We start from the raw sequence: 26,969 nt of genomic DNA, 5'->3' as shown, positions 1-26,969 counted from the left end.
GATCGCACACCGATGATGGCGGCGTTGCCTCCGCCTCGAGACGAAGTCTTGCCGCATCGCAGCACATTGACGAATTGTTTTATTCCACCTAGTAGGCTGCAAGCGTAATATTATTGCGCAAATAGATTCCGTCGGAGGCATGCATGTCACAGCGCAACAACGGCGCCGCAGACCAAGAGCGGCAGAAGGACCGGCCTTGGATGTTCCGCACCTATGCCGGCCATTCCACCGCCAAGGCCTCCAACGCGCTTTATCGCGGCAACCTCGCGAAGGGGCAGACGGGCCTTTCGGTGGCTTTCGACCTGCCGACGCAGACGGGCTATGACAGCGACCATGAGCTCTCGCGCGGCGAAGTGGGCAAGGTCGGCGTGCCGGTGAGCCATCTGGGCGACATGCGCACGCTCTTCGACCAGATCCCGCTCGAGCAGATGAATACCTCGATGACGATCAATGCCACCGCGCCGTGGCTGCTCGCGCTCTACATCGCCGTGGCCGAGGAGCAGGGCGCGGATGTCTCGAAGCTGCAAGGGACCGTGCAGAACGACATCATCAAGGAATACCTCTCGCGCGGCACCTATGTGTGTCCACCGCAGCCCTCCATGCGGATGATTACGGACGTCGCGGCCTATACCCGCGAGCATCTGCCCAAGTGGAACCCGATGAACGTGTGCTCCTACCACCTGCAGGAGGCCGGGGCGACGCCGGAGCAGGAGCTTGCTTTCGCGCTGGCCACCGCCACGGCCGTGCTGGATGACCTGAAAACGAAGGTTCCCGAGGCGCACTTCCCGGCCATGGTGGGCCGCATCTCGTTCTTCGTGAACGCCGGCATCCGCTTCGTCACCGAGATGTGCAAGATGCGCGCCTTCGTCGATCTCTGGGACGAGATCTGCCGCGAGCGCTACGGCGTGGAAGAGGAGAAATTCCGCCGCTTCCGCTACGGCGTGCAGGTCAACAGCCTCGGCCTCACGGAGCAGCAGCCGGAGAACAACGTCTACCGCATCCTGATCGAGATGCTGGCGGTCACGCTTTCCAAAAAAGCCCGCGCCCGCGCCGTCCAGCTCCCCGCGTGGAACGAGGCACTCGGGCTGCCCCGCCCCTGGGATCAGCAGTGGAGCCTGCGCATGCAGCAGATCCTCGCGCTCGAAACCGACCTTCTCGAATACCCCGACCTCTTCGACGGCAACCCCGCCGTCGATGCCAAAGTGGAGGAACTCAAAGACGGCGCGCGGGCCGAACTCACGCAGATCGACGCCATGGGCGGCGCCGTGAATGCAATCGAATACATGAAGTCCCGTCTCGTGGAGGCCAATGCCGAGCGCATCCAGGGCATCGAGGGCGGTGAAACGACCGTCGTCGGCGTCAACAAGTATCAGGCGGGCGAGCCCTCCCCCCTCACTGCGGGCGATGACGCGATTATGGTCGTCGACCCCGCCGTGGAGGCCGACCAGATCGCCCGCCTCGAGGCCTGGAAAGCCCAGCGCGACGAAGGCGCGGTGCGCGCCGCCCTCGCGGACTTGCGCGAGGCCGCGAAGACCGGCACCAACATCATGCCCGCCTCCATCCACGCCGCCCGCGTGGGTGTGACGACCGGCGAATGGGGCGACGTCGTGCGCGCCGCCTTCGGCCAGTATCGCGGCCCCACTGGCGTCTCGTCCAACCCCTCGAACCGGACCGAAGGCCTCGAAGAGATCCGCGACGCGGTCGCCACGGCCTCGACCCGTCTCGGTCGCAAGCTCAAGTTCCTCATGGGCAAGCCCGGCCTCGACGGGCATTCGAATGGCGCCGAACAGATCGCCGCCCGCGCCCGCGATTGCGGGATGGAGATCGCCTATGAAGGCATCCGCCTCACGCCTGCCGAGATCGTCGCTGCCGCCCGCAACGAAGACCCGCACGTGATCGGCCTCTCGATCCTCTCGGGGTCACACATCCCTCTCGTGGAAGACCTCATGCGCCGCTTCCGGGAGGAGGGCATCAAGATCCCGGTCGTTGTCGGCGGGATCATCCCGGATGAAGATGCCACGCGTCTTCGCGCCATGGGGGTGGCGAAGGTCTATACCCCGAAGGATTTCGAGCTGAACCGGATCATGTTTGATATCGTGGCCCTCGCGGAGCCAGAACCGGTCGCTGCGGAATAGCTCTCGCTCAGACCAATCGCCACCGCATGCTCACGCAAATGCCGTGCTGTCAAAAGAAGCTCTGCGGATCGATGTCGATCGTCAGGCGCAGGCTCGAGGGCAGCTTGAACTGAGCCACCCATTCGGCGACCGCTCTTTGAAGCGGCGCACCCTTGGCCGCCTTCACGAGGAGCCGGACACGGTGCCGGCCTCGAATGCGCGCAATGGGCGCTGCCGCCGGGCCGAAGACCTCTGCCCCCGCGGCGCGCAGGGGCGCAGCATTCCGAGCCATCTCGGTGCCGACGTCGAACACCTCCTGCACATTGGGAGAGCTCAGCACGATTCCGGCCATGCGTCCATAGGGCGGCACCCCGGCAGCCTGACGCTCCGCCGCCTCGGCGGCCCAGAACGCCTCTTCATCGTCTGCCACGATGGCGCGCATCACCGGATGCTCTGGCTGGTGCGTCTGCAGGAGCGCCATGCCCGGGCGCATGTCCCGTCCGGCACGGCCTGCAACTTGCCGGATGAGCTGAAAGGTCCGCTCGGCGGCCCGGAGGTCCGAGCCCTGCAGCCCGAGATCCGCGTCTATCACGCCCACGAGCGTCAGAAGGGGGAAATTGTGTCCCTTGGCGACGAGTTGTGTGCCGATCACGATATCCGCACCACCGGCGGCGATGTCTTCGATCTGTGCCTTGAGCGCTCTCGCAGACCCGAAGAGATCGGAGGACAGGACAGCGATCCGCGCCTCCGGGAAGGCGGCTGACGCTTCCTCCGCCAGTCGTTCAACACCGGGACCAACGGCAGACAGCCGATCCTCGGCGCCGCAAGACGGACAGGCGTCCGGGATCGGTGAGGTCGCCCCGCATTGATGACACATCAGCCGCTTCAGGAAGCGGTGCTCGACCATGCGGGCGTCGCATTGGTCGCAGCCGATCTGCTGACCGCAGGCCCGGCAGAGCGTGACGGGCGCGTATCCGCGACGATTGATGAAGAGCAGCGATTGCTCGCCGGCTTTGAGCCGCGCCTCCACGGCCCGGCGCAGCGTGGGCGAGATCCATTTTCCTGACTCGAGCGCCTCCGCGCGCATGTCGATGGGGCGCATCTCCGGCAAGGACGCCGTGCCGAAACGCGCCGTGAGCTCGAGCCGCCGATACTTGCCAGCCTCCGCATTGGCCCAGCTTTCGAGCGAGGGCGTCGCAGAGGCGAGCACCACTTGAGCACCGAGGATCGACGCGCGAAGTACGGCCATGTCCCGCGCGTTGTAAAGAACGCCGTCCTCCTGCTTGTAGGACGTATCGTGCTCTTCATCGACGACGATGAGACCGAGCCGCTGGAACGGCAAAAAAAGCGCTGAGCGCGCACCGACCACGAGCTGCGCCTGGCCCTCGCTGACCATTTTCCATGTCCGACGACGCTCGGTCAGCGTGATCCCGGAATGCCATTCCGCTGGCCGCGCGCCGAAACGCGCCTCCACGCGCGCGAGAAATTCAGCGGTCAGGGCAATTTCCGGAAGAAGAACCAGCGCCTGTCTTCCCGATCGAAGGCACTGGGCGATCGCCTCCAGATAAACCTCCGTTTTCCCGGAGCCGGTGACCCCTTTCAGCAGCGTCGTCCCATACCCACCTTGCGAAAGGGCATCGCGGAGCTCGGAGGCCGCTAGACCTTGGGCCTCGGAAAGCTCCTTTCCGGGCAGGTCCGGATCGAGGCGTTGAAAGGGCAGGTCACGTGGACTCTCAACCTCGAGCACGGCTCCCGCCTTCACCAGGCCTTTGACGACGGAAGACGTCACGCCTGCGCTCTCCGCAAGCTCGACGAGGGTAAAGGCCAGCCCGCCAAAGTCTCGCAGGACCTGGAGCACCCGCTCCCGCGGCTGGGTCATCCGCGCGGGCTCTCCATCGCCCAGCCGGTAGACATGCCGCATGGATGGCGGGTCGCCCAGCCCCGGTGCGCGCGTCGCCAAACGGAGCATCGCGGGCAGCGGGGTCAGTGTGTATTCAGCCGCGCGCAAGATAAATTCTCGCATGTCTTCGGTCATTGGAGGTGCATCGAGCACCCGCGAAACCGGCCGGATCTTGGTATAATCGTAGTCACCGCGCCCGGCCCCCCAGACCACGCCGATCACCTTGCGCGGGCCCAACGGGACTTCGACGAACGCACCTTCCCAGCAGCCGCCCTCCGGCGCCTTGTAATCGAGCACGCGATCCAGCGGCTGGGTGGTGAGCACGCCCACGAGGGTGCCCTCATCGAAAAAGGCAGTCATGTTAGCGGTATCGCAGAGAGCAGTGTCGGGGTTTCGGCCATGCTGCCCTTGGGTTAAACGAGCCGTGAAACGAGGCCAAGCGCCCCAACGCAACTTGAGAGGCTCAGATGAAATTCTTCGTAGACACCGCCGACATCGACGCAATCCGCGAGCTCAACGAAACCGGCATGGTCGACGGGGTGACCACGAACCCCTCACTGATCAAGAAGTCCGGCCGCGACATCCTCGAAGTGACCAAGGAAATCTGTGACCTCGTTGACGGCCCCGTGAGCGCAGAGGTCGTCGCGACGGAGGCGGACGCCATGCTCGCCGAGGGCCGCAAGCTCGCCGAGATCGCACCCAACATCACGGTGAAACTGCCCCTTACATGGGACGGGTTGAAGGCCTGCAACGTCCTCACCAACGAGGGCAAAAAGGTCAATGTCACGCTCTGCTTCTCTGCCAATCAGGCACTGCTCGCCGCAAAAGCCGGTGCCACTTTCATCTCCCCCTTCATCGGCCGCCTCGATGACATTTCCCTCGACGGTATGGAGCTGATCCAGGACATCCGCACGATCTACGACAATTTCGGCTTCGAAACCGAGATCCTCGCGGCCTCGATCCGCTCGATCAATCACGTGCAGGAGGCGGCACTCATCGGTGCTGACGTGATCACCGCGCCGCCAGAGGTCATCCAGAAGCTCGCCTCGCATCCGCTCACTGACAAGGGCCTCGATGCGTTCCTGAAAGACGCCAAGGCCGCCGGCATCAAGATCGTCTGATTTCTGCGCTTTCCCGGGACGGCGGGCCTGTGTTAAGGATTTATCCACAACACAGGCGCAAGACCTGAGTGAAAGGCAGATGATGAGTGGTCCCCTGATTGATAACGTCCTTCGGGACGAGATCCTGTCTCGTCCTGACATGCTTCTTGAGGATCAGGCGGTGATGCGCGCCCTCGTGGCGGCCCATGAGAAGACCATGGGTGGCAACATCGTGGACCTACGCGGGATCGCCATGGAGCGGCTCGAGCACCGGCTCGACCGCCTCGAGGAAACCCACCGAACCGTCATCGCCGCAGCCTATGAGAACCTCGCGGGCACCAATCAGGTCCAGCGGGCCGTGCTCCGCCTGCTCGATTCAAATCGTTTCGATGTGTTCCTGAAGGATCTCTCCGGTGACGTCGCCGACATCCTGCGCGTGGACTTCATGCGCTTGGTCTTGGAGAGCGTTTCCGAAAAGGACGCCGTCCTTGAACAGCTTGGTGATGTGCTCACCGTGGCGCAGCCCGGCTTCATTGACGAGTATTGCGGCCAGGGCCGACGTGGCCAACCGCGGCAAGTCGTGCTCCGCCAACTGTCCGACAGTGATCCTACGCTCTATGGAGAGAGCGATTGGATCAAGTCGGAGGCGTGTCTTCGTCTCGACTTCGGAGAGGGCAGACTTCCGGGAATGCTCGTCATGGGATCCGAGGATCCGCACCTCTTCTCGCCAAATCAGGGCACCGACCTGCTCGCCTTCTTCGCGGGCGTCTTCGAGCGGACGATGCGGCGCTACCTGTCGTGAGCGAGGCGTGAGCCTCATCTCCCCACAGATGCGCGACGCGCTCGAGGCTTGGCTCGCGCGGGAAAAATCACTGAAAGGCGCATCCGCGAATACGATCGAGGCCTATGGCCGCGATGTCCGTGGCTTCCTGGCCTTCATGGCCAATCATCATGGTGGGTCGGAGGGGGTGTCGGCGCTAAGCCAGCTCGGCATCTCTGACATGCGCGCCTGGATGAGCTCCGAGAGGCGGCGGGGCGTCGGCGCGCGGTCCCTCGCGCGTGCGCTTTCGGCGGTGAAAACCTTCTACAGGTGGCTTGCAGAGAAAGAAGGTTTCGAGCCGACAGCCGTCCTCAGCGTGCGCTCTCCCAAGTTTCAACGAAAACTGCCCCGTCCCCTCGCTCAGGATGCCGCGAAGGACGTGCTTTCTGCGGTAGCGCGTACGGCGCGGGAGCCGTGGATCGCGGCACGTGATGTCGCCGTTGTGACGCTGCTCTATGCGTGCGGCCTCCGCATCTCGGAAGCGCTTTCGCTCAAGGGAGACGCGCACCCGCTGCCCGACACTCTCCGGATCACCGGCAAGGGAGGGAAAGAGCGAATTGTCCCCGTTCTGCCCGTCGCGCGTGCCGCGGTGGCGCAATACGTCGCCACCTGCCCGTTCGAATTGCGCGCGGCGAAGCCGCTTTTCCGTGGCGTCCGGGGCGGCGCCCTCGGTCCTCGTTCGATCCAGAAGACGATGGAAGAGGTTCGCTTGTATCTCGGCCTTCCCGCCACGGCTACGCCGCACGCACTTCGCCATTCCTTCGCAACCCACCTCCTTTCGGCTGGCGGCGATCTTCGCACCATTCAAGAGCTCCTCGGGCATGCCTCGCTTTCGACGACACAGGCCTACACAGCCGTCGATACGGCAAGGCTCATGGAGGTCTACGCGGCAGCCCATCCTCGGTCCGCCGGGTAGGGTTGCGGGCCACGCGGCCTTGGGCCATGACAGTTTCATGACAGCCGCAGCCAAGGCGCTCAGCGTCCATCTCTTCACCGCGTCGGGCGCCGTTTTCGCCATGCTCGCCATGCTCGAGGCGACTGCGGGGAAATGGGACATGATGTTCTTGTGGCTCGTCGTGGCGTTCATCGTCGACGGCATCGACGGGCCACTTGCCCGCAAATACAACGTGAAGGCGCACGCCAAACAGTTCGACGGGGTCCTGCTCGATCTCATCATCGACTACCTGACTTACGTCTTCATTCCCGCTTACGCGTTGTACACGTCGGGCCTCATGTCAGGATGGACGGGCTGGGCGGTGCTCATCGTGATCACGTTCACCTCCGCGCTCTATTTCTGCGACACGAGGATGAAGACGAAGGACAATTCGTTCTCCGGCTTCCCCGGATGCTGGAACATGGCAATTCTCGTGATCTTTGCGGTTGAACCAAATCACTGGGTCACACTGGCGATCACGGTCACGCTTGCCGCGGCGATGTTTGTCCCCGTGAAGTTCGTCCATCCGGTGCGCACGAAGCGGTGGCGCGGAGTCACTTTGCCCATGGCCTTCGCATGGACAGGCTTTGCCGCGTGGGCTGCCTGGGGCAATTTCGACGTGGCCGTGCTCGCCGAGCTGGGGCTCCTGGTCACGACGGCATACCTGCTTCTCGCAGGCGCCGCACAGCAGCTCACCGAGACAGCCTGATCGGTCCTTTCGCAGCGACCGGGTCCACCCTCTCGCCCTTCTGGGTCGCCACGAGCCCTTCGTCTTTCGCGACGGAACGCACGCGCGGCATCAGAGGCCGCCAATCATCGCTGACCGCCCGAGCGACCTCGGACGGGCAAAATGATCTGGGTGACCGCGACGCCGCCATCTTGCGCAAAGCCGCGCGGATGGCCGCGTCGGACACCATGCTCAGGCGACGTGGCCCATCTCGGCCAGCGCTTCCGAGCAGCGCCTGCACACATCCTTGGGCTCGTACTGCCCCACCTCCGGCGTGATGCGCCAAGAGCGCTGGCATTTTCCGCCCTCGGCCTTCTTGAAGACAACAGCAACGCCCGGCACCTCGGCCATCGTGAAGGCCCCCTGGGGTGTTTCTTCCGCGAGGATCTCGATATCGGACGTGATGCACACATCTGCGAATTCCACGCTGCGCAGGATGTCTGCCGTGGCTTCATCGACATAGACCGCCGGGGCAGCTTCAAGGCTTGAGCCGATGGTCTTCTCCCTCCGCTCCACCTCGAGCGCGCCTGTCACCACACGACGCGCGCGGCGGATCGTGGCCCACTTCTCTGCCAGCGCGTCATCGCGCCAGTCAGCCGGCGTTTCGGGGATGTCCTCCAGATGGATCGAGCCCTTGCCGCCAGAGCGCTCCAGCCAGACCTCCTCCATCGTGAAGACGAGCACGGGCGCGAGCCAGGTGTTGAGCCGCGCGAGGATCAGATCGAGCACATGGCGCGCAGCCGCCCGCCGCGCCGTGGAGCCGTCGCAGTAGAGCGCGTCCTTCCTCACGTCGAAGTAGAAGGCCGACAGCTCCACCGTGGCGAAGGTGAAGATCGATTGAAAAACCCGCTGGAAATCGAAGGCGGCATAGCCCGCGTGGACTTGTTCATCGAGTTCTGACAGGCGGTGCAGCACCCAGCGCTCCAGTTCGGGCATCTCGGCGACCGGCACCGCGGGTGTGCCCTCCACTCGGTTGCCCAGCAAATACCGGAAGGTGTTGCGCAGGCGGCGGTAGCTGTCAGCCACGCCCTTCAGGATCTCCGGTCCGATCCTCTGGTCGGCGGTGTAATCCGTCTGCGCCACCCAGAGGCGCAGGATATCCGCGCCATACTGCCTGATGACTTCCTCGGGCACGATCGTGTTGCCGATGGATTTCGACATCTTCAGGCCCTTTTCATCGAGCGTGAAGCCGTGCGTGACCACGTTGCGATAGGGCGCGCGGCCCTGCGTCCCCACCGATTGGAGCAGCGAGGAATGGAACCAGCCGCGGTGCTGGTCCGTGCCCTCCATGTAGACATCGGCGATGCCGTCCTCGGTGCCGTCTTCGCGGTCGCGGAGCGTGAAGGCGTGGGTGGAGCCGCTGTCAAACCACACGTCGAGGATGTCCATCACCTGGTCGTAGGCGTCCGGGTCCACGATCCCTGCGAGGAAGCGCTCCTTCGCGCCGTCCTCGTACCATGCATCTGCGCCTTCCGCCTCAAAGGCCTCCACGATGCGAGCGTTGACCTCCTCATTGCGGAGGAGGAAATCCGGGTCCGTCGGCAGCGCGCCCTTCTTCGTGAAGCAGGTGAGCGGCACGCCCCAGGCCCGCTGGCGCGAGAGCACCCAGTCGGGGCGCTGCTCCATCATGGAATGGAGGCGGTTCCGCCCGCTGGCCGGGGTCCACTTTACGTTGTCGATCTCCGTCAGCGCACGTTCCCGGATGGTCTTGCTGTGCTGGTCCATCCCGTCGCCCACGGGCTTGTCGATGGCGGCGAACCATTGCGGCGTGTTGCGGTAGATCACCGGCGCTTTGGAGCGCCAGGAATGGGGATAGGAATGGTGGATCTTGCCCCGCGCAAGAAGGCCGCCCACCTCCGCCAGCTTGTCTATCACCGCGGTGTTGGCGTCGCCCTCCTTGCCCTTGCGGGAGAGGATGTAGGTGCCGCCGAAGAACGGCAGGTCTTCGCGGAAGGAGCCGTCATCCATGACGTTGTAGGTGATGACCTGCTGGAGCATCCCCGCGTCGCGGTAAAGCTCGTATTCCTCCATGCCGTGGGACGGGGCGCAGTGGACGAAACCGGTGCCCTCGGTGTCCGTCACGAACGGCGCAGGCCGGAAGTCGCGCGGTTCGTCCCAGTAGGCCTCGCCGCCCTGCGTGCCCGCGAGCGGGTGATAGAGCGAGACGCCTTCGAGCTCGTGCTGTTCGACGTCCCGGATGCGCCGCCACATGCCGCTTTCCAGCCGCGCCTTGGCGAAGACATCCTCGGCGAGCTTGTCGGCCACGAGATACCGTTCGCCCGCATTGGCCCAGCATTCCGCGGGCGTGTCATGCACTTCGTAGAGCCCATAGGAGATATCGGGCCCATAGACCACACCCCGGTTCGACGGGATCGTCCAGGGCGTCGTCGTCCAGATCACGACATAGGCATTGGCGAGATCGCGCGGGAAAGCAGCCTGCCGATCCATCTCTTCCTCAATAAAGGCCGCCGCCCTCTCTCCCGGCGAGACCATCGCTGCTCTCAACCGCAGAGGCGCCACGCGGAACTTCACCCAGATCGTGAAGCTGTCCTTGTCGTGGTATTCGACCTCCGCTTCGGCAAGCGCGGTCTGCTCCATGGGGGACCACATGACGGGCTTCGAGCCTTGGTACAAAGTCCCGTTCATGAGGAACTTCATGAATTCTTCCGCAATCACACGCTCGGCATGGAAATCCATGGTGAGGTAGGGCTTTGCCCAGTTGCCGGTGACACCCAGGCGCTGGAACTCCTCGGTCTGCACGCCCACCCAGTGCTCCGCGAACTTCCGGCATTCCGCGCGAAACTCGTTGATCGGCACCGCATCCTTGTTGCGACCTTTCTTGCGGTACTCTTCCTCGATCTTCCACTCGATGGGCAGGCCATGACAATCCCAGCCGGGGATATAGCGCGCGTCCCGCCCCATCATCTGGTGGGACCGCACGATCATGTCCTTGATCGTCTTGTTGAGCGCGTGCCCGATATGGAGATGCCCGTTGGCGTAGGGCGGGCCATCGTGCAGCGTGAAAGGCTGACGGCCGGACTTCTCGCGGAGCTTCCCGTAGACATCGAGATCGGCCCAGCGCGCGAGCCAGTCGGGCTCCCGCTTGGGCAGCCCGGCGCGCATCGGGAAGTCGGTTTCAGGCAGGTTCAAGGTGTCTTTGTAATCAGACATGATTAGGCTCGCAGAATTTGGATGTTTGGCTCGGAATGGCGATGTGATCCCGGCGTCTGAAACCTCAGTCCGCCGGGCCCGTAATTCGCCGTATGTGAACCGTGCGAGCCATGTCGCAGGGCTTATAGGCGGGCCTTCGGGGGGGAGCAAGAAAGTTGAACCCTCGCCAAAGGCGACCGAAGGTCAGGGATTGAGATACTCCCAAACGCGGCTGATCACGACGGAGCCTTCTCCCACTGCGCTCGCCACACGTTTGACGGAGCCTGCACGGACATCCCCCACCGCGAAGATGCCGGGATGGGACGTGGCATAGGCAGAGTTCGTCCCGACATCGATGCCGGTCTTCACGAAGCCCTTGTCATCGAGCTCCACAAGGCCTGACAGCCAACCTGTATTGGGCGCAGCGCCCACCATGATGAAGGTGCCGCAGGTCTCGAGACGCCGCTCCTCACCGGAGGACTTGTCACGGACGGTTATGGCCTTCAGATGCCCACCCTCGCCATGAACCTCCGTCATCTCGGCCTCGTAGTGGATGGTGATCCGCGCGTCCGCCTCGAGGCGTGACGACAGGTAGTCGGACATGGACGCGGCGAGCGACTTGCCGCGCACGAGTACGTGGACATGGGAGGAGGAGCGCGAGAGATACATCGCGGCTTGTCCCGCCGAGTTGCCGCCCCCGATCACCACGGCATCGCTTCCCCGGCAGTATCGCGCCTCGACCTCGGTGGCCGCATAGTAAATGCCAGCGCCTTCGAGTTCCTCGAGCCCCTTTATGGGAAGCCGGCGGTATTGCACGCCGGTGGCTACCACGAGGGCACGCGCACACACGACCATGCCGTCGCCCAAGGTCACATCGAACAGCTCGCCATGTTTCTCAACCTTGACCGCGCGCCGGGGCACCGCGAACCGCGTGCCAAATTTCATGGCCTGGACCTCGCCCCGCCAAACGAGATCCGCGCCGGAGATCCCCGTTGGAAAGCCCATGTAATTCTCGATCCGGCTCGATGTCCCTGCTTGACCGCCAATCGTCGAATCCTCCAGCACCAGCGCGCTCATGCCCTCGGAGCCCGCATAGACGCCGGCGGCCGTGCCTGCGGGCCCTGCCCCCACGATCAGCACGTCGCATTCCTCGTGATCCTCGAGCGAGAGATCGAGCCCGAAGAGCTGCGCCACCTTGGCGGGCGTGGGGTCCTCGATGAGCTTTTTCTCGCCGTAGAGCACGGCGGGCTTCTGCGGATTGAAGCTGCAGGTGTCGGAGAGCTCCACCGCCTCGCCCGAGCCGATCTCGATGGAGCGGTAAGGGATCTTGTTGCGACCAGCAAAGGCCGCGATCTGGCGTATGTTGCGGTCGACGTCAGCCCCGATGAGCATGAGCGCGCCGTCTTCGGCCTCGATCTGCCTGCGGCGGCGGGCCGCGAAGACGGTGATGATGAGGTCCGAGAGTTCGGGGATCTGGCTCATGAGGCGCAGCATCTCGGCGCGCGGGACATGGAGGATGCGCGAGGGCACGACCGTGCGCGCCCCGATGGAAGCGCGGGCATCGTTGATGAAGCCCACCTCGCCGAAGAACTGTGTGGGCCCGAGCGTCGCGCCGCCATAGCGCTCCCCGGTGAGGGGGTGGACGGCCTCGACCTCGCCATCCTCGACGTAGAGAAACTCCGCATAGGGCTTGCCGAGTTCCTGGAGCATTGTGCCCGGTCCGTGCTCGCGCACCTCGCCCACGTCGTGCATCCGCGCGAGATGCGCGGGGTCGATGGGGCGGCGCTGATAGGTGGTAAGGTCGATGGCGAGGGTTTCCATGCAGTCTTACTCCTTGAAATCGAAGAGCCCAGTGAGGGCACGGCGGACGAGGGATGTGACGCCCGGGCGTTTGGCAGCGCGGAAGGCGAGTGGGCGGCAAACTTCCATGGCGGCCACGCCAACGCGCGCGGTGAGCGCGGCATTCACGAGCCCTTCGCCGAACCTACGCGAGACCTTGGAAAGGATCGAGCCCCCGGCGACGGAGCCGATGAGATCGTCTCCCGCCGCGAGCGCGCCGGTGGCCACGAGATGGCCGAAGACCGCGCGCGTGAGCCGCCAGGCCCCGAAGGTGCCCGAGCGCCCGCCATAGATCTCGGCCACGCGCCGGATCATGCGGATATTGGCCGTGAGCGCGGCCACGACATCGGCGAGCGCGAGAGGCACGAGGGCGGTGACGGTGGCGACCTGCCGCGCGGCGGCCTCCACCTCTTTCAGGGCGGCGGCGTCGAGCGGCGTGAGAAGTTCGCGCTCGGCAAGCGCCAGGAGGCTGTCTGCGTCGAGCATCTCCGCCTCGCGTTCCGCGATCCGCTCGAGCGCCCATTTGGCCTCTGGCCTTGGGCGGTAGAGGCGGGTGAGGTCCTTTAGGACCGCGCGCGCGCCCTTGAGATCGCCCGCCGTCAGCGCTGCCTCGGCGGCCACCGACACCCGGTCGATCCGGCCGAGACGGGAGAAGGCCGAAAGCTCGCGCACGACGACGGCGAGGGCGACGAGGACGAAGGCGCCGAGGAGGAGTGTGGCGGCAAAGCCAAGGATCGGATTGCTCGTGAGAAGAGACGAGAGCGCGTTCCAGGCCGAAAGCGACACGAAGAAGCCGATGACCGCAACCAGCAGCCCCCAGAACCATCGCACAAGCGGCGACCGGCGCCGCGCCGCGAGGCTTGCCACGCTTTGCATGGCCGCACCCCGAGGTGGGGCGTCCTCGATTGAAGGCGCGTCTGCGGGCGTCACCTGCTCGGCGGTCTCATCCAGTTCGACAAGAACGGGGCCCTTCGTCTTCTCCGTCATCTCAGCCGATCCCCGAGCAAAAACTCCGCGGCCTTGTCGAGCCTGATATGAGGCGGGCCATCGCCCGGCGCGATCGTCTGCTTGGGTGGGACGAAACGGGTGACCTCGACATTCCCGAACGGCCAGGTTTCCGCAGCTTCCCGTGCCGGGTTCATGATGCGCGCCGGGTCACTCGGCAACTCGCCCGGGTAGAACGCCGCCCGTTTGCCCGCCTCGGTCAGGCCCGCAACCGCCGCGAGCGTCTCGCTCCCATGGGTGACCTCGGTCTCGGTCGTCGTGCGCAGAGCCGCAATTGAGAGCGCCTTGGTCAGAGCGCCGTTGAAGAGCGCGCGATCGCTGGCCTCCCGTGTCAGGGCCTCCATGATGGCGGTCAGGCGCCCGTGCTGTTCGTGATGGAGGTGATCGGCTTTCGTCGCCGCAAAGAGGATGCGATCCACGCGCTTTCCCAAGAGCAGCGATGTGAGCCACGCGTTGCGGCCGGGCCGGAACGCCACAAGGATATCTGCCATGGTCTGCCGCAGCGCTTCCACCGCCTTCGGCCCGTCATGAATGGCACCCAGTACGTCAACGAGGACGACCTGCCGGTCGAGGCGCGCAAAGTGCTCGCGGAAGAAGGGCTTCACGACCTTGGTCTTATAGGCCTCGAAACGCCGCTCCATCTCCCGCGCGAGGCTGCCGCGGCCCGCCGAGCCCGCCAGCGGACCGAAAGTCAGCACGGGTGATCCCTCAAGCTCACCCGGCAGAAGAAAACGCCCCGGTGTGCAATCCGAGAACCCGGCAGCGCGGGCTGCGTGCAAGTAAGCCGTAAATGCTCCTGCGAGGGTTTTGGCGTGCGCTTCGGCAAAGGGCATGTCAGCGGCCAGGCCTTCGGTGGCATCCACGAAAGCCTGCGCGGCCTTTCGCGTCTTCATCCGTGCGAGGACCTCGTTGGACCAATCGGAATAGGTCTTCTCCAAGAGCCCAAGGTCCAAAAGCCACTCGCCGGGATAGTCGATGATGTCCAAGTGCACGGTCTTCGGCCCCGAAAGGGCTCCGATCATGCCTTGCGGCTGAATGCGGAGCGAAAGCCGGAGCTCGCTCACCGCACGCGTGCTTTCTGGCCAGCGGGGCGCCGTGCCCGTCATGGCGGCGAGATGGGTTTCATACTCGAAGCGCGGGATCGTGTCGTCCGGCTGGGGCTGGAGATAGGCGTGCTGGATGGAGCCTGAAGTCGCAGCCGACAGCCCGGGCATACGACCGCGATCCAGGAGATTTGCGACAAGGGCCGTGATGAACACGGTCTTGCCTGCCCGGCTCAGCCCGGTGACGCCGAGCCGGATCGTGGCATCTCCGAACAGACCGGTGACCGGCGCGGTCACCGTCTCGAGCGCGCGACCGACGCCATCTGCCATTGCTTGAAGTACCACTCGCGCCCCCGGCTAACGGGCCCAAGATAGGCATGGCCGCCCGCAATGCCCAGAGCTTGCGCCATTTGCCGGGTGGCGGTAGGGCCGCGCCATGCCACGCTATGCTCTCAGGGTCGAATACGACGGCGCCCCTTTTGCCGGATGGCAGCGTCAGGCCGATCAGCCTTCTGTGCAGGGCGCACTGGAAAATGCCCTTGCTCAGTTGGAAACGGGGGTTCCCTCGGTTGCGGCGGCGGGGCGGACGGATGCGGGCGTCCATGCATGGGGGCAAGTGGCGCAGTGCGACCTGGCCAAGGACTGGTCTCCTTTCCGACTGTCAGAGGCGCTGAACCATCACCTAAAGCCCCTTCCCGTCGCCGTCACCGCCTGCGCACCCGCGCCGCATGAAGACTGGCACGCCCGCTTTTCCGCGGTGGAAAGGGCGTATGTCTTCCGTCTTGTCGTCCGTCGTGGGCCGGTGACACTCGATGCCGGCAAAGTCTGGCAGGTGGCAGGACCGCTCGATCTCGCCCCCATGCGGGAGGCAGCGGCACATCTCGTCGGGCGGCACGATTTCACGACCTTCCGCGCCTCGATTTGCCAGGCGGCCTCGCCGGTCAAGACGCTGGACGCGCTCGACGTCGAAGAACTGAGCTACCCGGGTGGGCAGGAATATCGCTTTCACCTGCGTGCACGGAGCTTCTTGCACAATCAGGTGCGGAGTTTCGTGGGCACGCTGGAGCGCGTGGGGTCGGGAGCGTGGTCTCCTGACCGGGTAAAGACAGCTCTCGCAGCTGCCGACCGGAGCCAATGTGGGCCTGTCTCGCCGCCCCACGGCCTCGCTCTCAAGAGCGTGCGCTACCCCGTGGACCCGTTTGCCTAGTCGTTATCGATCGCCCCGGCGCCAGCGCCAGAGCGGGACGCCGCCGTCGCTGCCACGTAAGTGCGCGATGCAAAGCGACTGAGCCGGTCGAGCACGTCGCAGGCGACTTCGACCCGCCCTTTACGTGGTGCCGGCAGGTCCTTTCGGCCGTGCTCAAGAACGACGCTGTTCTCGGTTGCCCGCACCGCCAGATTGGCTCGGCCGACGCGCGCGGCCTGCGCGACGAAGGGTTCCACCAGATCGGGCTCATCGATGTCGGTGAGCTTCGCCATGTCGACATCCGCTTGAAGAGCGTCGATTGCGACCGGAAGACATTCCACCGCGCGCGCGCGCGGGAAAATCACGGTGTTGCCGTCAAGATCGTATCCTGGCACGCGCCAGCGCCGGCCCAGCGCGCGGCTCGCAGCGGAGACGGCGCGGGCGCCACCATGGGATGCGATGGCGCGCGCGAGATCTTCTCCGTGAGATTGGGGCACCCCCGCGCCCCGCGCAGCGCGCAGAAGGAGAGCATGCAATTCAGAACGGGGAAGCGTCAGAGATGCGGAAGCCATCCCGTAGTGTCGCCAATCTCGTCGGCGAGCGGAAGCCCCTGCGCCAGCGTGACACGGGTCCAAAGGCGGCTTTTGGGGTCAAAGCGCGACGCGCCGAAGCAAGACAGCTTTGCGCGGAGGAGGTGAATGGGCGCTGCATCGCCGTGCAAAAGATTTGCACGTACTTCCGCGTAAGGATGCGTGGCCAGAGCCTGTACGCGGCGGGCCACGGATCGATGCTCTGGCCTGCTGGCGAAGAACTGCCAGAGCGGGGTCGCGTCCTGTGGCAAAGCCGCGTGCAGCGCGCAGATCTGCCGAGCTGAGTCGAGCGGTGTCTCCTTCTCGGCGCCGGGATCCGCTTCCCTGTCGCCAAGGCGCGGCTCCAGCTTTTCCTCTGACACGTACCAGAACTGCGCGGACTCCTCGGCCTTCTCGAAATCACAGCACAGCGCCCAAGGCGCGTGCAGCTCGATCTCCGCCTTGAGCGCTCCGCACGTCTGACGCGCGTCGAGCTCGGGCTCGAAGGGGCTCGCCTGGCACTCTGCAAGGTCATCGACGAGGTGTCCGAAGGGTTCCAGCAGCCACGAGACAGCCAGTTCCTCCAGCGCCGGCGTCTCGCAACGATCCAGCAGCGCCGAGAGCGCGCCGGGCTCCTGCAGGCTTCCCACGTCCAACGCGCCGGTCAACGCGGCCCAGTCAGACCTCAAACGCCGGATATCCTCCATCGCGTCCGCATCGGCGACCTCCCATGTCTGCAGATAGGCCGCCGCGTGAGCTGCGAGCGAGACGAGTTCCGCAGCCTCGCCCTCCGTGATCGTGGGTTGATTAAGAACCCGGGAAAGTGCCGTCTCGCGCACCTGCATCCACGCATCGAGGAGGAGCGGGTGCGACACCAGAAACGGTGCCATGCCAAGGCCGGTGGCGTTCCCGACGCCCAGCATCCGCTTCACACGGCTCGCCAAGGGGGCCCCGCCCAAATGCTCTGCAAGATCATGGGTGAAGCCGCGGATGAGCCAGACCGTGAGCATCTCTGCCGCGAAGGGCCCGCTCAAACCGGGGCGGTCTTCGATCCGTGATCTGTCTGCCAGGCCGAATTTTCCGTTTCCGTACACGGCCGTCGTGCGCATGAGGTAGCCCGTCTTTGCGAGCATCTCGGCGTCGGGCTGAGCCCCCGTGCGCAACGCATCGACCACGTGCGCGAAGAGGCGCACGCTCTTGTTTGCGCGGCTGAGAACGAGCTCGGTGTCTGTCAGCCGCCCCTCCTCCTGGCGCGGGACAGCCTCTGCAAGACGGGCGATGTCGGCCTCTGCCGGGATGCCGTCGAAGAGGACAAACGCTGCATCCCACGCCGTCGCGATCACGCGGTCCGTGCGCTCCTCATCGGAGAGCGCCTGAGAAAACGCGATCAGTGTATAGCTGTGGGGGCCCATGGAGACGGTATAGGTGGCGTGGCCGTGACCCTCCTCATCCATCTTCCAAGCGGTGCGCGTGACCTGCGCTTCTAGGCGTGCAAGGTCGCGCATCAGAACCCTGAGGAAAGACAGGCGCGTGGGCTGCATCGCGCCGAGATGGGCGAGGCTCATGACCTTGTCGGCAGACCGCAAGGCACGGGGAGGCGAAAGATCTTTCATGTGGGGCCGAAGCTCTTTTCGAAGAAACGCATCCAGTTTCCACCCAAGATAGCCGAAACCTCTTCTGCGTCGAAGCCCACTTCACTCAGGCCCTGCTTCAGTCCGGTGAAGTCCCTGTTGCTTTCAAAGAATGCCGGCTGTGGTGGAAATCTGGCTTCCTGTCCTCTGACTTTCTTCCAACGCCCATCGCGCATCCACGCTAGCGCACTGTCCGGCTGGCCCTGGCAGAGATCCGAACCGATGCCGATGCCTGCCGTCCCGACCCGCTCTGCCAGGCGCGCGACCATGGTGCAAAAGCTCTCGAGCGTGCAGTCAGAGCCCGCGCGCAGGTGCAGCGGGTAAAGTGAAAAGCCGAGCATACCACCGCTCTCCACCAAGGCGTCGAGGGTTTCGGGGCGCACGTTCCGGGGCACATCGTGCCAATGGGCGGGGTTGGCATGCGTGATGGCTATGGGACGCGCGGAAGCTTCGATCGCCTCTCGCCGGGAGCGATCGCCGGAATGGGACATGTCGATCACGAGACCGACGCGGTTCATTTCAGCGACCGCTTCGCGCCCCATGTTGGTCAGCCCGGTGTCGTCTGGCTCGTAACAGCCCGAACACAGGAGCGACTGGTTGTTGTAACTCAATTGCATGAAGCGAAGACCGAGCTGATGCAGGATTTCGATCAGGCCGAGATCGTCCTCCATCGGCGCCGGGTTCTGCGCACCGAAAAAGATCGCCGTGCGACCCGTCTCCTGTGCCACGCGAATGTCGTCCACGTGGGTGGCGCGCAGGATCACGTCGCCGTTCTGCTCGAACTCCCTGTTCCAGTCCGCCAACGCAGCGACCGTCGCGCGGAAGCCTTCGTGGTAGGAGACGGTCATGTGAACGGCATCGACCCCGCCGGCGCGCATCTCCTCGTAGATGCTGCGACACGGGCGCGTGAATTGAAGCGCATCGATGATTGGTGCTTTCGTCACACCGCGGACAGTGGCGCGGAGGCGCCGACGCAGGCAAGCCCGATAATGCAATAGGCATGATATCTATAGGCATTCCTGCATGCGCGAGTAGGATAGACGGATGGATACGAAGCGCCTGCGCCTGACCGGGCCCTGGATGGGGCGATACAACTACGTCACCCGCGCGCTGCCGCCCGTGGCCTTCAATGCGACGCTCGTTGATGACAGTGGCGATCTTTCGGGGGAAACCATAGAGCCCAACAGCTTCTCTGACGTGGACATCGACAGCCTGATCGCAGGCATCATCGGTGTCCGCGAAGGGCGCATCGTCCGTTTCACGAAGAACTACTCCGACATCGACGCGCCACGGATCGAATACGAGGGCAAGATCGACCCGCAATTCACCCGGGTTCAGGGGACGTGGACGATCCCGAACTCACCCTGGGAGCACGGCACCTTCGTGCTCATCCGGGACGCGGTGGGCGCAGAGCAAAGCGTGCGGCGCATGCGACAGGCCAGTGAGGCGCTCAAGACGCCGATCAAGCGGTGATCCTGTCACTCCTGGCCCATCTCGCCTTGGGCGCGGTGGGTGGATATCTCGCCTCAGTGGCCGGACTGCCAATGCCGTTTCTGCTGGGCGCGCTCGTGGCCGTGGCCCCCTTGGTGATCTGGCAGGGTGCCTCCGGTCGAGCCACACTCGAATTTCCGACGTCCCTGCGATTTGCATTTGTCGGCGGGATCGGTGCCCTCATCGGCGCAGGCTTCACCCCGGAGCTCGTCGGTATCCTGCCGTCTCTCTGGGTGTCGCTCCTCGGCGTCGGTCTTTTTGTCGTCGTTGCGCATCTCGCCGGCTATCTCGTTTATCGCAGGCTTGGCGGCTACGACCGTGTCACATCTCTTTACGGCTCCATGCCGGGTGGGCTGATCGAAGGCGTCGCCCTCGGCGAAAAGGCTGGTGGGGATGTCATGCTCCTCACCGTGCATCACTTCGCTCGCATCGTGATCGTCGTCTTCACGGTGCCGCTTCTTTTCGCCGTGTTTTCCGGGGAATTGGTCGGGAGCTCTTCAGGGCTGGCGTTGGCGTCGGGTGGCGGGGGCCTGACGGATGTTTTGGGCCTCGTCGCGGTCACCCTCGCGGGATTGTCGCTCAGCCGCCTCGTCCGTCTTCCCGCCGGCCATCTGACAGGCCCGCTTCTCGTTGCCGCCGCTCTGCACGGTGCGGGGCTCATGGCGCTCGAAAGCCCTGCCTGGTTGGTGGCTTTGGCTCAGCTCGTCGTCGGGACGAGCCTTGCCACCCAGTTTGCCGGTGCCACGCCAAGGGTTCTCGGTCGCGCATTTGGGCTGACGATGGTAGCCGTCGGCGCGATGTTTGCCGCCGCCGCGCTGATTGCGTCGGCCGTCGCGCGCAATACACCACTCGGTTTCGATGAGGCGTTCATCAGTTTTGCCCCGGGCGGCGTGGCGGAGATGGGGCTCATCGCGCTCTCGCTCGATATTAGCCCCGTCATCATCACCGCGCATCACCTCATACGCATCGTCCTGACCATCATGTTCGTGCGATGGGCCCAATCGCACCTGACGCTCTAGCCAAGCTCCGCCAGCGTCGGCGGGTTGCAGCCCGCACGGGTGCAATTGATCGCCGCAGCGCGCGACGCCGTGGTCAGAATGGCGCGGAGGGCATCTTCGCCAATCGCGTAGTTGCCTTTCCGCTCGGCGAGCTGGCGGATCAGTGTCGCCATGAAGGTGTCGCCGGCACCTACGGTATCGACGAGCGGGTCGACCGGCGCCGCGGGCACCTCGGCATGGGCATCCCCGGCGCGCCCCATCGCGCCGTCAGGCCCCCGCGTCAGGACGACCACCGGCGCACCGGAGAGGGCTGCCAGCCGTTGAAATGCGTCTGCTTCGGTCATGTGGGGATAGAGCCAGTGCAAATCCTCGTCCGAGAGCTTTAGGAGCGTTGTATGGGTCGCGATGCGCTCGAGCCGTGCGATGAACCCCTCTTTGTCAGGCGTGAGCGAAGGCCGAACATTGGGATCGTAGCTCGTGAGCAGCCCCCGCTCGAAACAGGCCCTGTGAAAACTCTCGTATGCGGGCGCGTCTTCTCCGCCTGTGACCGCGAGTGAGCCGATGTGAAACACGGTCATGCCCTGTGGCGCAGCAGCTTCTAGCTGCGACACGCTCACCTGCCGCTCGGCTGTACCATCGCGATAAAACTCATAAGTCGCAGCCCCCTCTTCAAGAGAGACGACCGCGAGAGACGTGGGCTCGGGACGGCGTGGCGTGGCGAGGTGCACGTTGTCCGCTTCGAGGCGCGCGGCAATGAGGGAGCCCAAGCTGTCCTGGCTGACGGGCGTGAGATAATGCGTCTCCATGCCCTGCCGTGCAGCGGCCATCGCAACGTTCATCGGGGAGCCGCCCGGATGGGCAATGTAGGCAGGTGGATCTCGCCCATCCTCCTCCTGCACGAAGTCGATCAGGTTCTCTCCGCCTACTGCAAGCATCGCGTATCTCCGTTTTCCGCTTTGCTAGAGACGGAAGGGATCACCGGCAAGCGAGGATGCCCTCAGCGGTGCGACTTCCACGGCTCGGGCCCTTACAAACGGTGCTCTCATCCACTTGGGGCAGGATGCGCCCTAGCGTTGCGAGTGTTGCCACGATGGATGCTCCCAAGGTTCCGCATTTGAAGCGGGCAGACTGCGGCCAAGGATATGATCGGCGGCTTTTTCCCCCACCATGATCGAGGGCGCATTCAGATTGCCGTTAGTGATCCGAGGAAAGATGGAGCTGTCGGCAACGCGCAAACGCTCTGCTCCTATGACGCGGCAATCCGGATCGACCACGGCCATGGGATCGTCCGCGCGGCCCATCTTGCAGGTCCCGCAGGGATGATACGCGCTTTCGACGTGGTCACGAATGAACGCGTCCAAGTCCTCGTCCGACTGAGCGTCTGCGCCGGGTTGGATCTCGTGCTTCGCGAACTCGGCGAAGGCTGGCTGGCCGAAGATCTCCCGCGTCAACCGAATGCCTTTTCGGAAATCCTGCCAGTCCTGTTCGTGAGCCATGTAGTTGAAAGCGATCTTCGGGGCGGCGTCGGGATCTTTGGAGCGCAGCGTCACACTGCCGCGAGAGGGCGAGCGCATGGGGCCCACATGGGCCTGAAAGCCATGCCCCTCGGCAGCTGCACGCCCGTCGTAGCGCACGGCCATGGGTAAGAAGTGGTACTGCAAGTCCGGATAATCCACGCCCGGCGCGGACCGGATGAAAGCCGCAGCCTCGAAGCCATTCGAAGCACCGGGACCGGTTTTCGTCAGCAGCCAACGCGCGCCCACATATGCTTTGCCCAGAAGGTTCCAGTACTTGAAAAGGGAGACAGGCTGAGAGGCCGCCATCTGGATATAGAGTTCAAGGTGGTCCTGGAGGTTCTGGCCAACGCCCGGGCGATCCGCGACCGGCGTGATCCCATGATCCGCCAGGTGTGCCGCGGGTCCGATGCCCGAAAGCATCAGGAGCTTTGGCGCATTGATCGCGGATGCTGCAATGATCACCTCGGAGCGGGCCTTGATGGTGTAGCTGCCCATGTCGACGCCCGTGGCGCGCGCGCCGTCCATGGCGATGCGATGCGCGAGCCCCTGGGCCACGAGGCACCGCCCCGTGGCTTGTGCCGGGCGCAGGTAGGCTTTTGCAGCTGACCACCGCTCGCCCTCCCAGATCGTGCGGTCGAAGGGGCCGAAGCCTTCTTGCTGCTCGCCATTGTAGTCGCTCGTCGCCTCGTAGCCTGCCTCCCTGCCTGCCGCGAGGAAGGCTTTAACGAGCGGATTGTCCCCGGCACCGCGGGTCACGTGAAGCGGGCCCTTCGTGCCGCGCCATTCCGGTGTCTCGCCGCCGTGCCAGTGCTCCATGCGATTGAAGTACGGAAGGACATCGGCGTAGCCCCAACCCTCCGCGCCTTGATCCCGCCAATGATCGAAGTCTTTCGCGTGCCCGCGCACGTAGATCATGCCGTTGATCGAAGACGATCCGCCCAAGACCTTCCCACGCGGACATGCCAGGCGACGACCACCGAGATGGGGCTCGGGCTCTGTTCGATACCCCCAGTCGTAGCGCTTCATGTTCATGGGATAAGACAGCGCGCCGGGCATGTTGATGAGCGGCCCCCGATCAGAGCCGCCGTATTCGACTACGGCGACCGAATGGCCGGCCTCGGTCAGTCGGAACGCCAGCGCGCAGCCTGCTGAGCCTGCGCCAACGATGACGTAGTCGGCCTCCACCTAGAACGGCGCCTCGACCGCGCCCATGCCGACATAGATGGTCTTGAGCTGGGAATAATGTTCGATCGCGGCCTTCGAGTTCTCTCGCCCGAGCCCGGAGCCCTTCATGCCGCCGAAGGGCATTTCGACCGGAGCAGGATTGTACTGGTTGATCCAGCAGGTTCCCGCCTCAAGCGCGCCCACGACACGGTGCGCACGGGCGAGGTCCGTCGTGAAAACGCCGCCCGCGAGCCCGAGGTCAGTGTCATTTGCCCTCCGGATCACCTCTTCCTCCGTTTCGAAGTCGAGCACCGAGAGTACAGGCCCGAAAATCTCTTCCCGTGCGATCGTCATGTCATCCGTGACGTCTGTGAAGATCGTGGGCTCGAGGAAGTATCCGGGAAGGTCAGCGCGCTTTCCGCCGGTCAGGAGCGTTGCCCCCTCCTTCTGCCCTGCCTCGATGAAGCCCTCCACGATCCGGAGCTGGCGCTCTGACACCATGGGCCCGAAGTTCGTGTCTTCATCCATGGGATCGCCCAGCCTGGCCCCTTCGACGCGCTCCTTCAGACACGCCAAGAAGGCATCCTTGATCCCCCCTTGCACAAAGACGCGCGTGCCGTTCGAACAGACCTGCCCCGAGGAGTAGAAGTTCCCCAGGATCGCGCCAGAGACGGCATCGTCCACATTCGCGTCGTCAAAGACGATCAGGGGGCTCTTGCCCCCGAGTTCCATCGTCACGTGCTTCATGCCCGCCGCAGCCGCTTCGTAGACGCGTTTGCCCGTCGGCGCCGATCCCGTCAGTGAAACCTTGGCCACGCGGGGGTCTTCCACGAGCGCACTTCCGACAGCGCCCATGCCTTGCACAACATTGTAGAGCCCGGGCGGCAGGCCCGCGTCACAGAGAATTTCCGCCAGTTTCAACGCGCAAAGCGGCGTGACTTCGGAAGGCTTGAAGATCATCGCGTTCCCGCAGCAAAGCGCAGGCGCGCCTTTCCACGCGGCGATCTGTGTCGGGTAATTCCACGCACCGATACCGACACAGACACCGAGGGGCGTGCGGACGGTATAAGCCCAGTCGCAGCCCAAGGGGATGTGCTCGCCTGTCAGTGCTCCCGCGAGCCCGCCAAAGTACTCCAGCGCATCGGCGGCGGACGTTGCATCGACTTCCAGCGTCTCTTGCAGCGGCTTGCCCGTGTCAAAGGTCTCGAGGATCGACAGCTCGCGATTTCGCTCACGGATCATATCCGCCGCACGGCGCAGGATGCGGCCACGCTCCGTGCCCGTCATGGCGGCCCACGCTGGCTGGGCCGCGCGCGCTGCCTCGATCGCCGCGTCGATCACGGTCGGCGTCGCTGCGTGAACGTGGGCGATCTTCTCTCCGGTAAAGGCATAGACCACATCGATCACGTCACCGGCGGTGTCTTCGAGGTATGCGCCGTTCACGAAGTGGGAGGCTTTGGGCTGCGGATCTATCATTGCGGCGCTCTCCAGGATGCTCGCGCCCAAAGAAGCCCGGATCGCGCCGGGACGAAAGCTGAAAAATCCGCAGCGCTTTGACCGGCCGTCCGCGGCTCTTTCGTACATCGCCGCCCCTTGCTCCGCTTCGCAGAGATGGGCAATACACGGTGCAGTTTCCGCCCGAGGAGAAACCCATGGCCGATTACAAGTTCGATACGCTGAGCCTGCATGCAGGGCAGTCGCCCGATAGCCGCTTCGGCTCGCGGGCTGTGCCGATCCATCAGACGACCTCTTACGTGTTTCAGGATACCGAACAGGCGGCGGCCCTCTTCAACATGGAGATCGGCGGACACATCTACACGCGTCTCACGAACCCGACGGTCGCCGTCCTGGAGCAGCGGCTTGCGGCGCTCGATGGGGGCGTTGCTGCGGTCGCGACGGCCTCCGGCATGTCTGCGCTTTTTGTCACGGTCCTCGCGATCTGCTCTGCGGGAGATCACGTCGTGGCCTCCTCGCAAATGTACGGGGCCAACATCAACCTCTTCCAACACACGCTCTCGCGCTACGGCATCGAGACGACCTTCGTCTCGCCGCGAGACCCCGAGGCCATCCGTGGTGCGATCCGCACGAACACGAAGATGGTGTTTGGCGAGGTGATCGGAAATCCGGGCATGGACATCATGGACGTGCCCGCGGTGGCCAAGGTCACCAAGGAGGCGAATGTGCCTCTCGTCATCGACGCGACGTTCAACACGCCCTGGATGATCAAGCCCATCGAGCACGGGGCCAACATCGTGATCCATTCACTAACCAAGTGGATGGGCGGACATGGCGTCGCTCTCGGTGGCGCCGTGATCGACGGCGGCAACTTTGACTGGGGCGTGACGCCCGGGAAATTCCCGACGATGACGGAAGCGCACTTTGGCTACCAAGGCGTGAACCTTTGGGAAGAATTCGGCCCCATGGCTTTCTCCACGCGGGTGAGAACCGAAGGCATGATGAATGCCGGTCCCTGCCTTGCACCGCAGAACGCCTTCTACATCCTGCAGGGCATCGAAACGCTCCCGCTCCGCATGGAGCGGCATATGTCGAACACCGCCAGGATGCTGGAATTCCTGGCGGCCCATGAGCAGGTCAGCTGGGTCAAACACCCTGCCCTGTCGGACCATCCTGACCACGAGACGGCCCTGCGGCTGATGCCCAAGGGCCAGGGCTCGATCATTTCGATGGGCGTGCGCGGAGGGCGTGCGGCGGCCTCGGCCTTCATCGAGAGTGTGGGCCTCGCGTCTCATCTCGCCAATGTCGGCGATGCGAAGACCTTGGTCATCCACCCGGGCTCGACCACCCACAGCCACATCACGGCGGAGGCCATGGAGGCCGCCGGCCTGACCGACGATCTCGTCCGTATCTCGGTGGGTCTCGAAGATTTCGACGACATCGCCGCTGATTTCACGCAAGCACTGAAGGCCGCAGGCCGCGCCGCACCGAAGGTGGCCGCGGAATGAAACTCCAAGTCCAAGGCACAGAGATCTTCGCGTCCACCGGTGGGCGCGCTTTCGATCCCTCTGGCGATGTGATCCTCTTCATCCACGGCTCGGGGCAAAACCACCTCGGCTTCATGCTTCAGCATCGCTTCCTCGCCAATCGTGGCTGGCAAGCGATCACGCCAGATTTTCCCGGCCATGGCCAGTCGGACGGCGCGCCGCTCGCGTCCATTGAAGCCATGGCCGATTGGCTCGCAGAGTTCATGGAGGCAGCCGGCATCGAGAAGGCGCACATCGCAGGGCATTCGCAAGGCGCCCTCGTGGCCCTGGAGCTCGCCGCGCGTTTCCCCCGGAAGGTGCGCTCTGCGACATTCATTGCCAGCGCCCTCGCCATTCCGGTCAATGACTACTTGCTCGGTCTCGCGGAGAACAAGGAACCAAAGGCGATCAAAGCCATGATGGATTGGGGACATGGCGCCACGGGCCATGTCCACGACCACACCATGCCGGGCGCAAGCCACATGATCATGGGCGGGCAGCTCATGGCATCCAATCGCCCGGGCGCCCTCTTCGCGGACCTGAACGCGTGCAATGAGTACCGGGGCGGCGCGGAGGCGGCTGCCCAGATCACCTGCCCGACGCTCTGCATCCTGAGCGGCGAAGACAAGATGACCCCGATCAAAGCGGGTCGCAAACTGCACGAAGCCTTGGGCGGCATGCTCTCGGAGATCCCCCACTCGGGCCACATGTCCATCACCGAGCAACCGTGGGAGGTGACACAGCCCCTGCGCCGCTTCCTCGAAACACAGCGCACCGCGGCCTAGCCTCGATGTCGTGCT

The 26,969-nt window shown here is 64.4% G+C and carries 22 protein-coding genes; 10 read left to right on the top strand and 12 right to left on the bottom strand.

Translation table 11 applies throughout. From position 1 onward, the window contains the following. The first annotated feature begins 143 nt into the window (after window positions 1–143). Window positions 144–2,135, top strand: coding sequence for a protein meaA (locus AAFM92_16130; GenBank protein ID MEL7301906.1), 1,992 nt, complete (start codon window positions 144–146; stop codon window positions 2,133–2,135). Window positions 2,136–2,184: 49 nt separating this feature from the next. Here the strand turns inward: AAFM92_16130 and AAFM92_16125 are convergent, their stop codons facing one another. Then, a complete protein-coding gene (locus tag AAFM92_16125; protein MEL7301905.1) occupies window positions 2,185–4,374 on the bottom strand; it encodes a primosomal protein N' in 2,190 nt (729 codons plus the stop codon). A 107-nt stretch (window positions 4,375–4,481) separates the two neighbouring features. Here AAFM92_16125 and fsa point away from each other — a divergent pair, with 107 nt between their 5' ends. The 4 genes from fsa to AAFM92_16105 all read left to right on the top strand — a co-directional run bounded on the left by fsa (window position 4,482) and on the right by AAFM92_16105 (window position 7,577). After that, a complete protein-coding gene (gene fsa, locus AAFM92_16120; protein MEL7301904.1) occupies window positions 4,482–5,135 on the top strand; it encodes a fructose-6-phosphate aldolase in 654 nt (217 codons plus the stop codon). A 79-nt stretch (window positions 5,136–5,214) separates the two neighbouring features. Then, a complete protein-coding gene (locus AAFM92_16115; protein ID MEL7301903.1) occupies window positions 5,215–5,916 on the top strand; it encodes a DUF484 family protein in 702 nt (233 codons plus the stop codon). A 28-nt stretch (window positions 5,917–5,944) separates the two neighbouring features. Next, window positions 5,945–6,850, top strand: a complete 906-nt coding sequence (locus AAFM92_16110; GenBank protein ID MEL7301902.1) for a tyrosine recombinase XerC — start codon at window positions 5,945–5,947, stop codon at window positions 6,848–6,850. Between the two features lie 37 nt (window positions 6,851–6,887). Further along, window positions 6,888–7,577 carry a CDP-alcohol phosphatidyltransferase family protein gene (locus AAFM92_16105; GenBank protein ID MEL7301901.1) on the top strand — a complete coding sequence of 230 codons (690 nt, stop codon included), beginning with the start codon at window positions 6,888–6,890 and terminating at the stop codon, window positions 7,575–7,577. Here the strand turns inward: AAFM92_16105 and AAFM92_16100 are convergent. The 5 genes from AAFM92_16100 to AAFM92_16080 all read right to left on the bottom strand — a co-directional run bounded on the left by AAFM92_16100 (window position 7,561) and on the right by AAFM92_16080 (window position 14,977). Beyond that, window positions 7,561–7,746, bottom strand: a complete 186-nt coding sequence (locus AAFM92_16100; protein MEL7301900.1) for a DUF3253 domain-containing protein — start codon at window positions 7,744–7,746, stop codon at window positions 7,561–7,563. The genes AAFM92_16105 and AAFM92_16100 overlap by 17 nt on opposite strands. A 41-nt stretch (window positions 7,747–7,787) precedes the next feature. Beyond that, a complete protein-coding gene (gene ileS / locus AAFM92_16095) occupies window positions 7,788–10,766 on the bottom strand; it encodes an isoleucine--tRNA ligase (protein ID MEL7301899.1) in 2,979 nt (992 codons plus the stop codon). Window positions 10,767–10,949: 183 nt separating this feature from the next. Next, window positions 10,950–12,566 (bottom strand): FAD-dependent oxidoreductase, encoded by a 1,617-nt coding sequence (locus AAFM92_16090; protein MEL7301898.1) that lies wholly within the window; start codon window positions 12,564–12,566, stop codon window positions 10,950–10,952. Window positions 12,567–12,572: 6 nt separating this feature from the next. Further along, on the bottom strand, window positions 12,573–13,571 hold the full coding sequence (locus AAFM92_16085) for a TIGR01620 family protein (protein MEL7301897.1): 999 nt from the start codon (window positions 13,569–13,571) through the stop codon (window positions 12,573–12,575). Continuing rightward, the gene (locus tag AAFM92_16080; GenBank protein ID MEL7301896.1) at window positions 13,568–14,977 is read right to left on the bottom strand and encodes a YcjX family protein; all 1,410 of its coding nucleotides are present in this window, start codon (window positions 14,975–14,977) and stop codon (window positions 13,568–13,570) included. Before AAFM92_16080 ends, AAFM92_16085 begins: the two co-directional genes overlap by 4 nt. 91 nt (window positions 14,978–15,068) lie before the next feature. Here AAFM92_16080 and truA point away from each other — a divergent pair, with 91 nt between their 5' ends. Then, on the top strand, window positions 15,069–15,839 hold the full coding sequence (gene truA, locus AAFM92_16075) for a tRNA pseudouridine(38-40) synthase TruA (GenBank protein MEL7301895.1): 771 nt from the start codon (window positions 15,069–15,071) through the stop codon (window positions 15,837–15,839). Here truA and AAFM92_16070 read toward each other — a convergent pair. From AAFM92_16070 to AAFM92_16060, 3 genes are all read right to left on the bottom strand, one after another. Then, the gene (locus AAFM92_16070) at window positions 15,836–16,213 is read right to left on the bottom strand and encodes a hypothetical protein (protein ID MEL7301894.1); all 378 of its coding nucleotides are present in this window, start codon (window positions 16,211–16,213) and stop codon (window positions 15,836–15,838) included. The two genes, truA and AAFM92_16070, sit on opposite strands and share 4 nt — an antisense overlap. A gap of 158 nt (window positions 16,214–16,371) precedes the next feature. Continuing rightward, the gene (locus AAFM92_16065; protein ID MEL7301893.1) at window positions 16,372–18,000 is read right to left on the bottom strand and encodes a hypothetical protein; all 1,629 of its coding nucleotides are present in this window, start codon (window positions 17,998–18,000) and stop codon (window positions 16,372–16,374) included. Continuing rightward, entirely contained in the window at window positions 17,997–18,962 is a 966-nt protein-coding gene (locus AAFM92_16060) for a membrane dipeptidase (GenBank protein ID MEL7301892.1), read from the bottom strand. Before AAFM92_16060 ends, AAFM92_16065 begins: the two co-directional genes overlap by 4 nt. A gap of 100 nt (window positions 18,963–19,062) precedes the next feature. Between AAFM92_16060 and AAFM92_16055 the strand changes: the two genes are divergently transcribed. Then, on the top strand, window positions 19,063–19,491 hold the full coding sequence (locus tag AAFM92_16055) for a hypothetical protein (GenBank protein ID MEL7301891.1): 429 nt from the start codon (window positions 19,063–19,065) through the stop codon (window positions 19,489–19,491). Then, window positions 19,488–20,528, top strand: a complete 1,041-nt coding sequence (locus AAFM92_16050; GenBank protein MEL7301890.1) for an AbrB family transcriptional regulator — start codon at window positions 19,488–19,490, stop codon at window positions 20,526–20,528. The genes AAFM92_16055 and AAFM92_16050 overlap by 4 nt, the downstream gene beginning before the upstream one ends. On the opposite strand, the gene AAFM92_16045 is transcribed toward AAFM92_16050, so the two are convergent. The 3 genes from AAFM92_16045 to betB all read right to left on the bottom strand — a co-directional run bounded on the left by AAFM92_16045 (window position 20,525) and on the right by betB (window position 24,664). Further along, the gene (locus AAFM92_16045; protein MEL7301889.1) at window positions 20,525–21,442 is read right to left on the bottom strand and encodes a carbohydrate kinase; all 918 of its coding nucleotides are present in this window, start codon (window positions 21,440–21,442) and stop codon (window positions 20,525–20,527) included. The genes AAFM92_16050 and AAFM92_16045 overlap by 4 nt on opposite strands. A gap of 132 nt (window positions 21,443–21,574) precedes the next feature. Further along, the gene (gene betA / locus AAFM92_16040) at window positions 21,575–23,209 is read right to left on the bottom strand and encodes a choline dehydrogenase (protein ID MEL7301888.1); all 1,635 of its coding nucleotides are present in this window, start codon (window positions 23,207–23,209) and stop codon (window positions 21,575–21,577) included. After that, complete coding sequence (gene betB / locus AAFM92_16035; GenBank protein ID MEL7301887.1) at window positions 23,210–24,664, bottom strand: betaine-aldehyde dehydrogenase; 1,455 nt, start codon at window positions 24,662–24,664, stop codon at window positions 23,210–23,212. 176 nt (window positions 24,665–24,840) lie between these two features. On the opposite strand from betB, the gene AAFM92_16030 reads away from it, so the two are divergent. Continuing rightward, entirely contained in the window at window positions 24,841–26,151 is a 1,311-nt protein-coding gene (locus AAFM92_16030; protein MEL7301886.1) for an O-acetylhomoserine aminocarboxypropyltransferase, read from the top strand. Further along, window positions 26,148–26,954 carry an alpha/beta hydrolase gene (locus AAFM92_16025; GenBank protein ID MEL7301885.1) on the top strand — a complete coding sequence of 269 codons (807 nt, stop codon included), beginning with the start codon at window positions 26,148–26,150 and terminating at the stop codon, window positions 26,952–26,954. Before AAFM92_16030 ends, AAFM92_16025 begins: the two co-directional genes overlap by 4 nt. The last annotated feature ends 15 nt before the right edge of the window (window positions 26,955–26,969 follow it).

The sequence above is a fragment of the Pseudomonadota bacterium genome (assembly GCA_038533575.1).
Taxonomy (GTDB): Bacteria; Pseudomonadota; Alphaproteobacteria; order Rhodobacterales; family Rhodobacteraceae; genus Shimia_B.
Note: the sequence above shows the minus strand (reverse complement) of the source record. Positions and strands in the feature narration are given on the sequence as shown.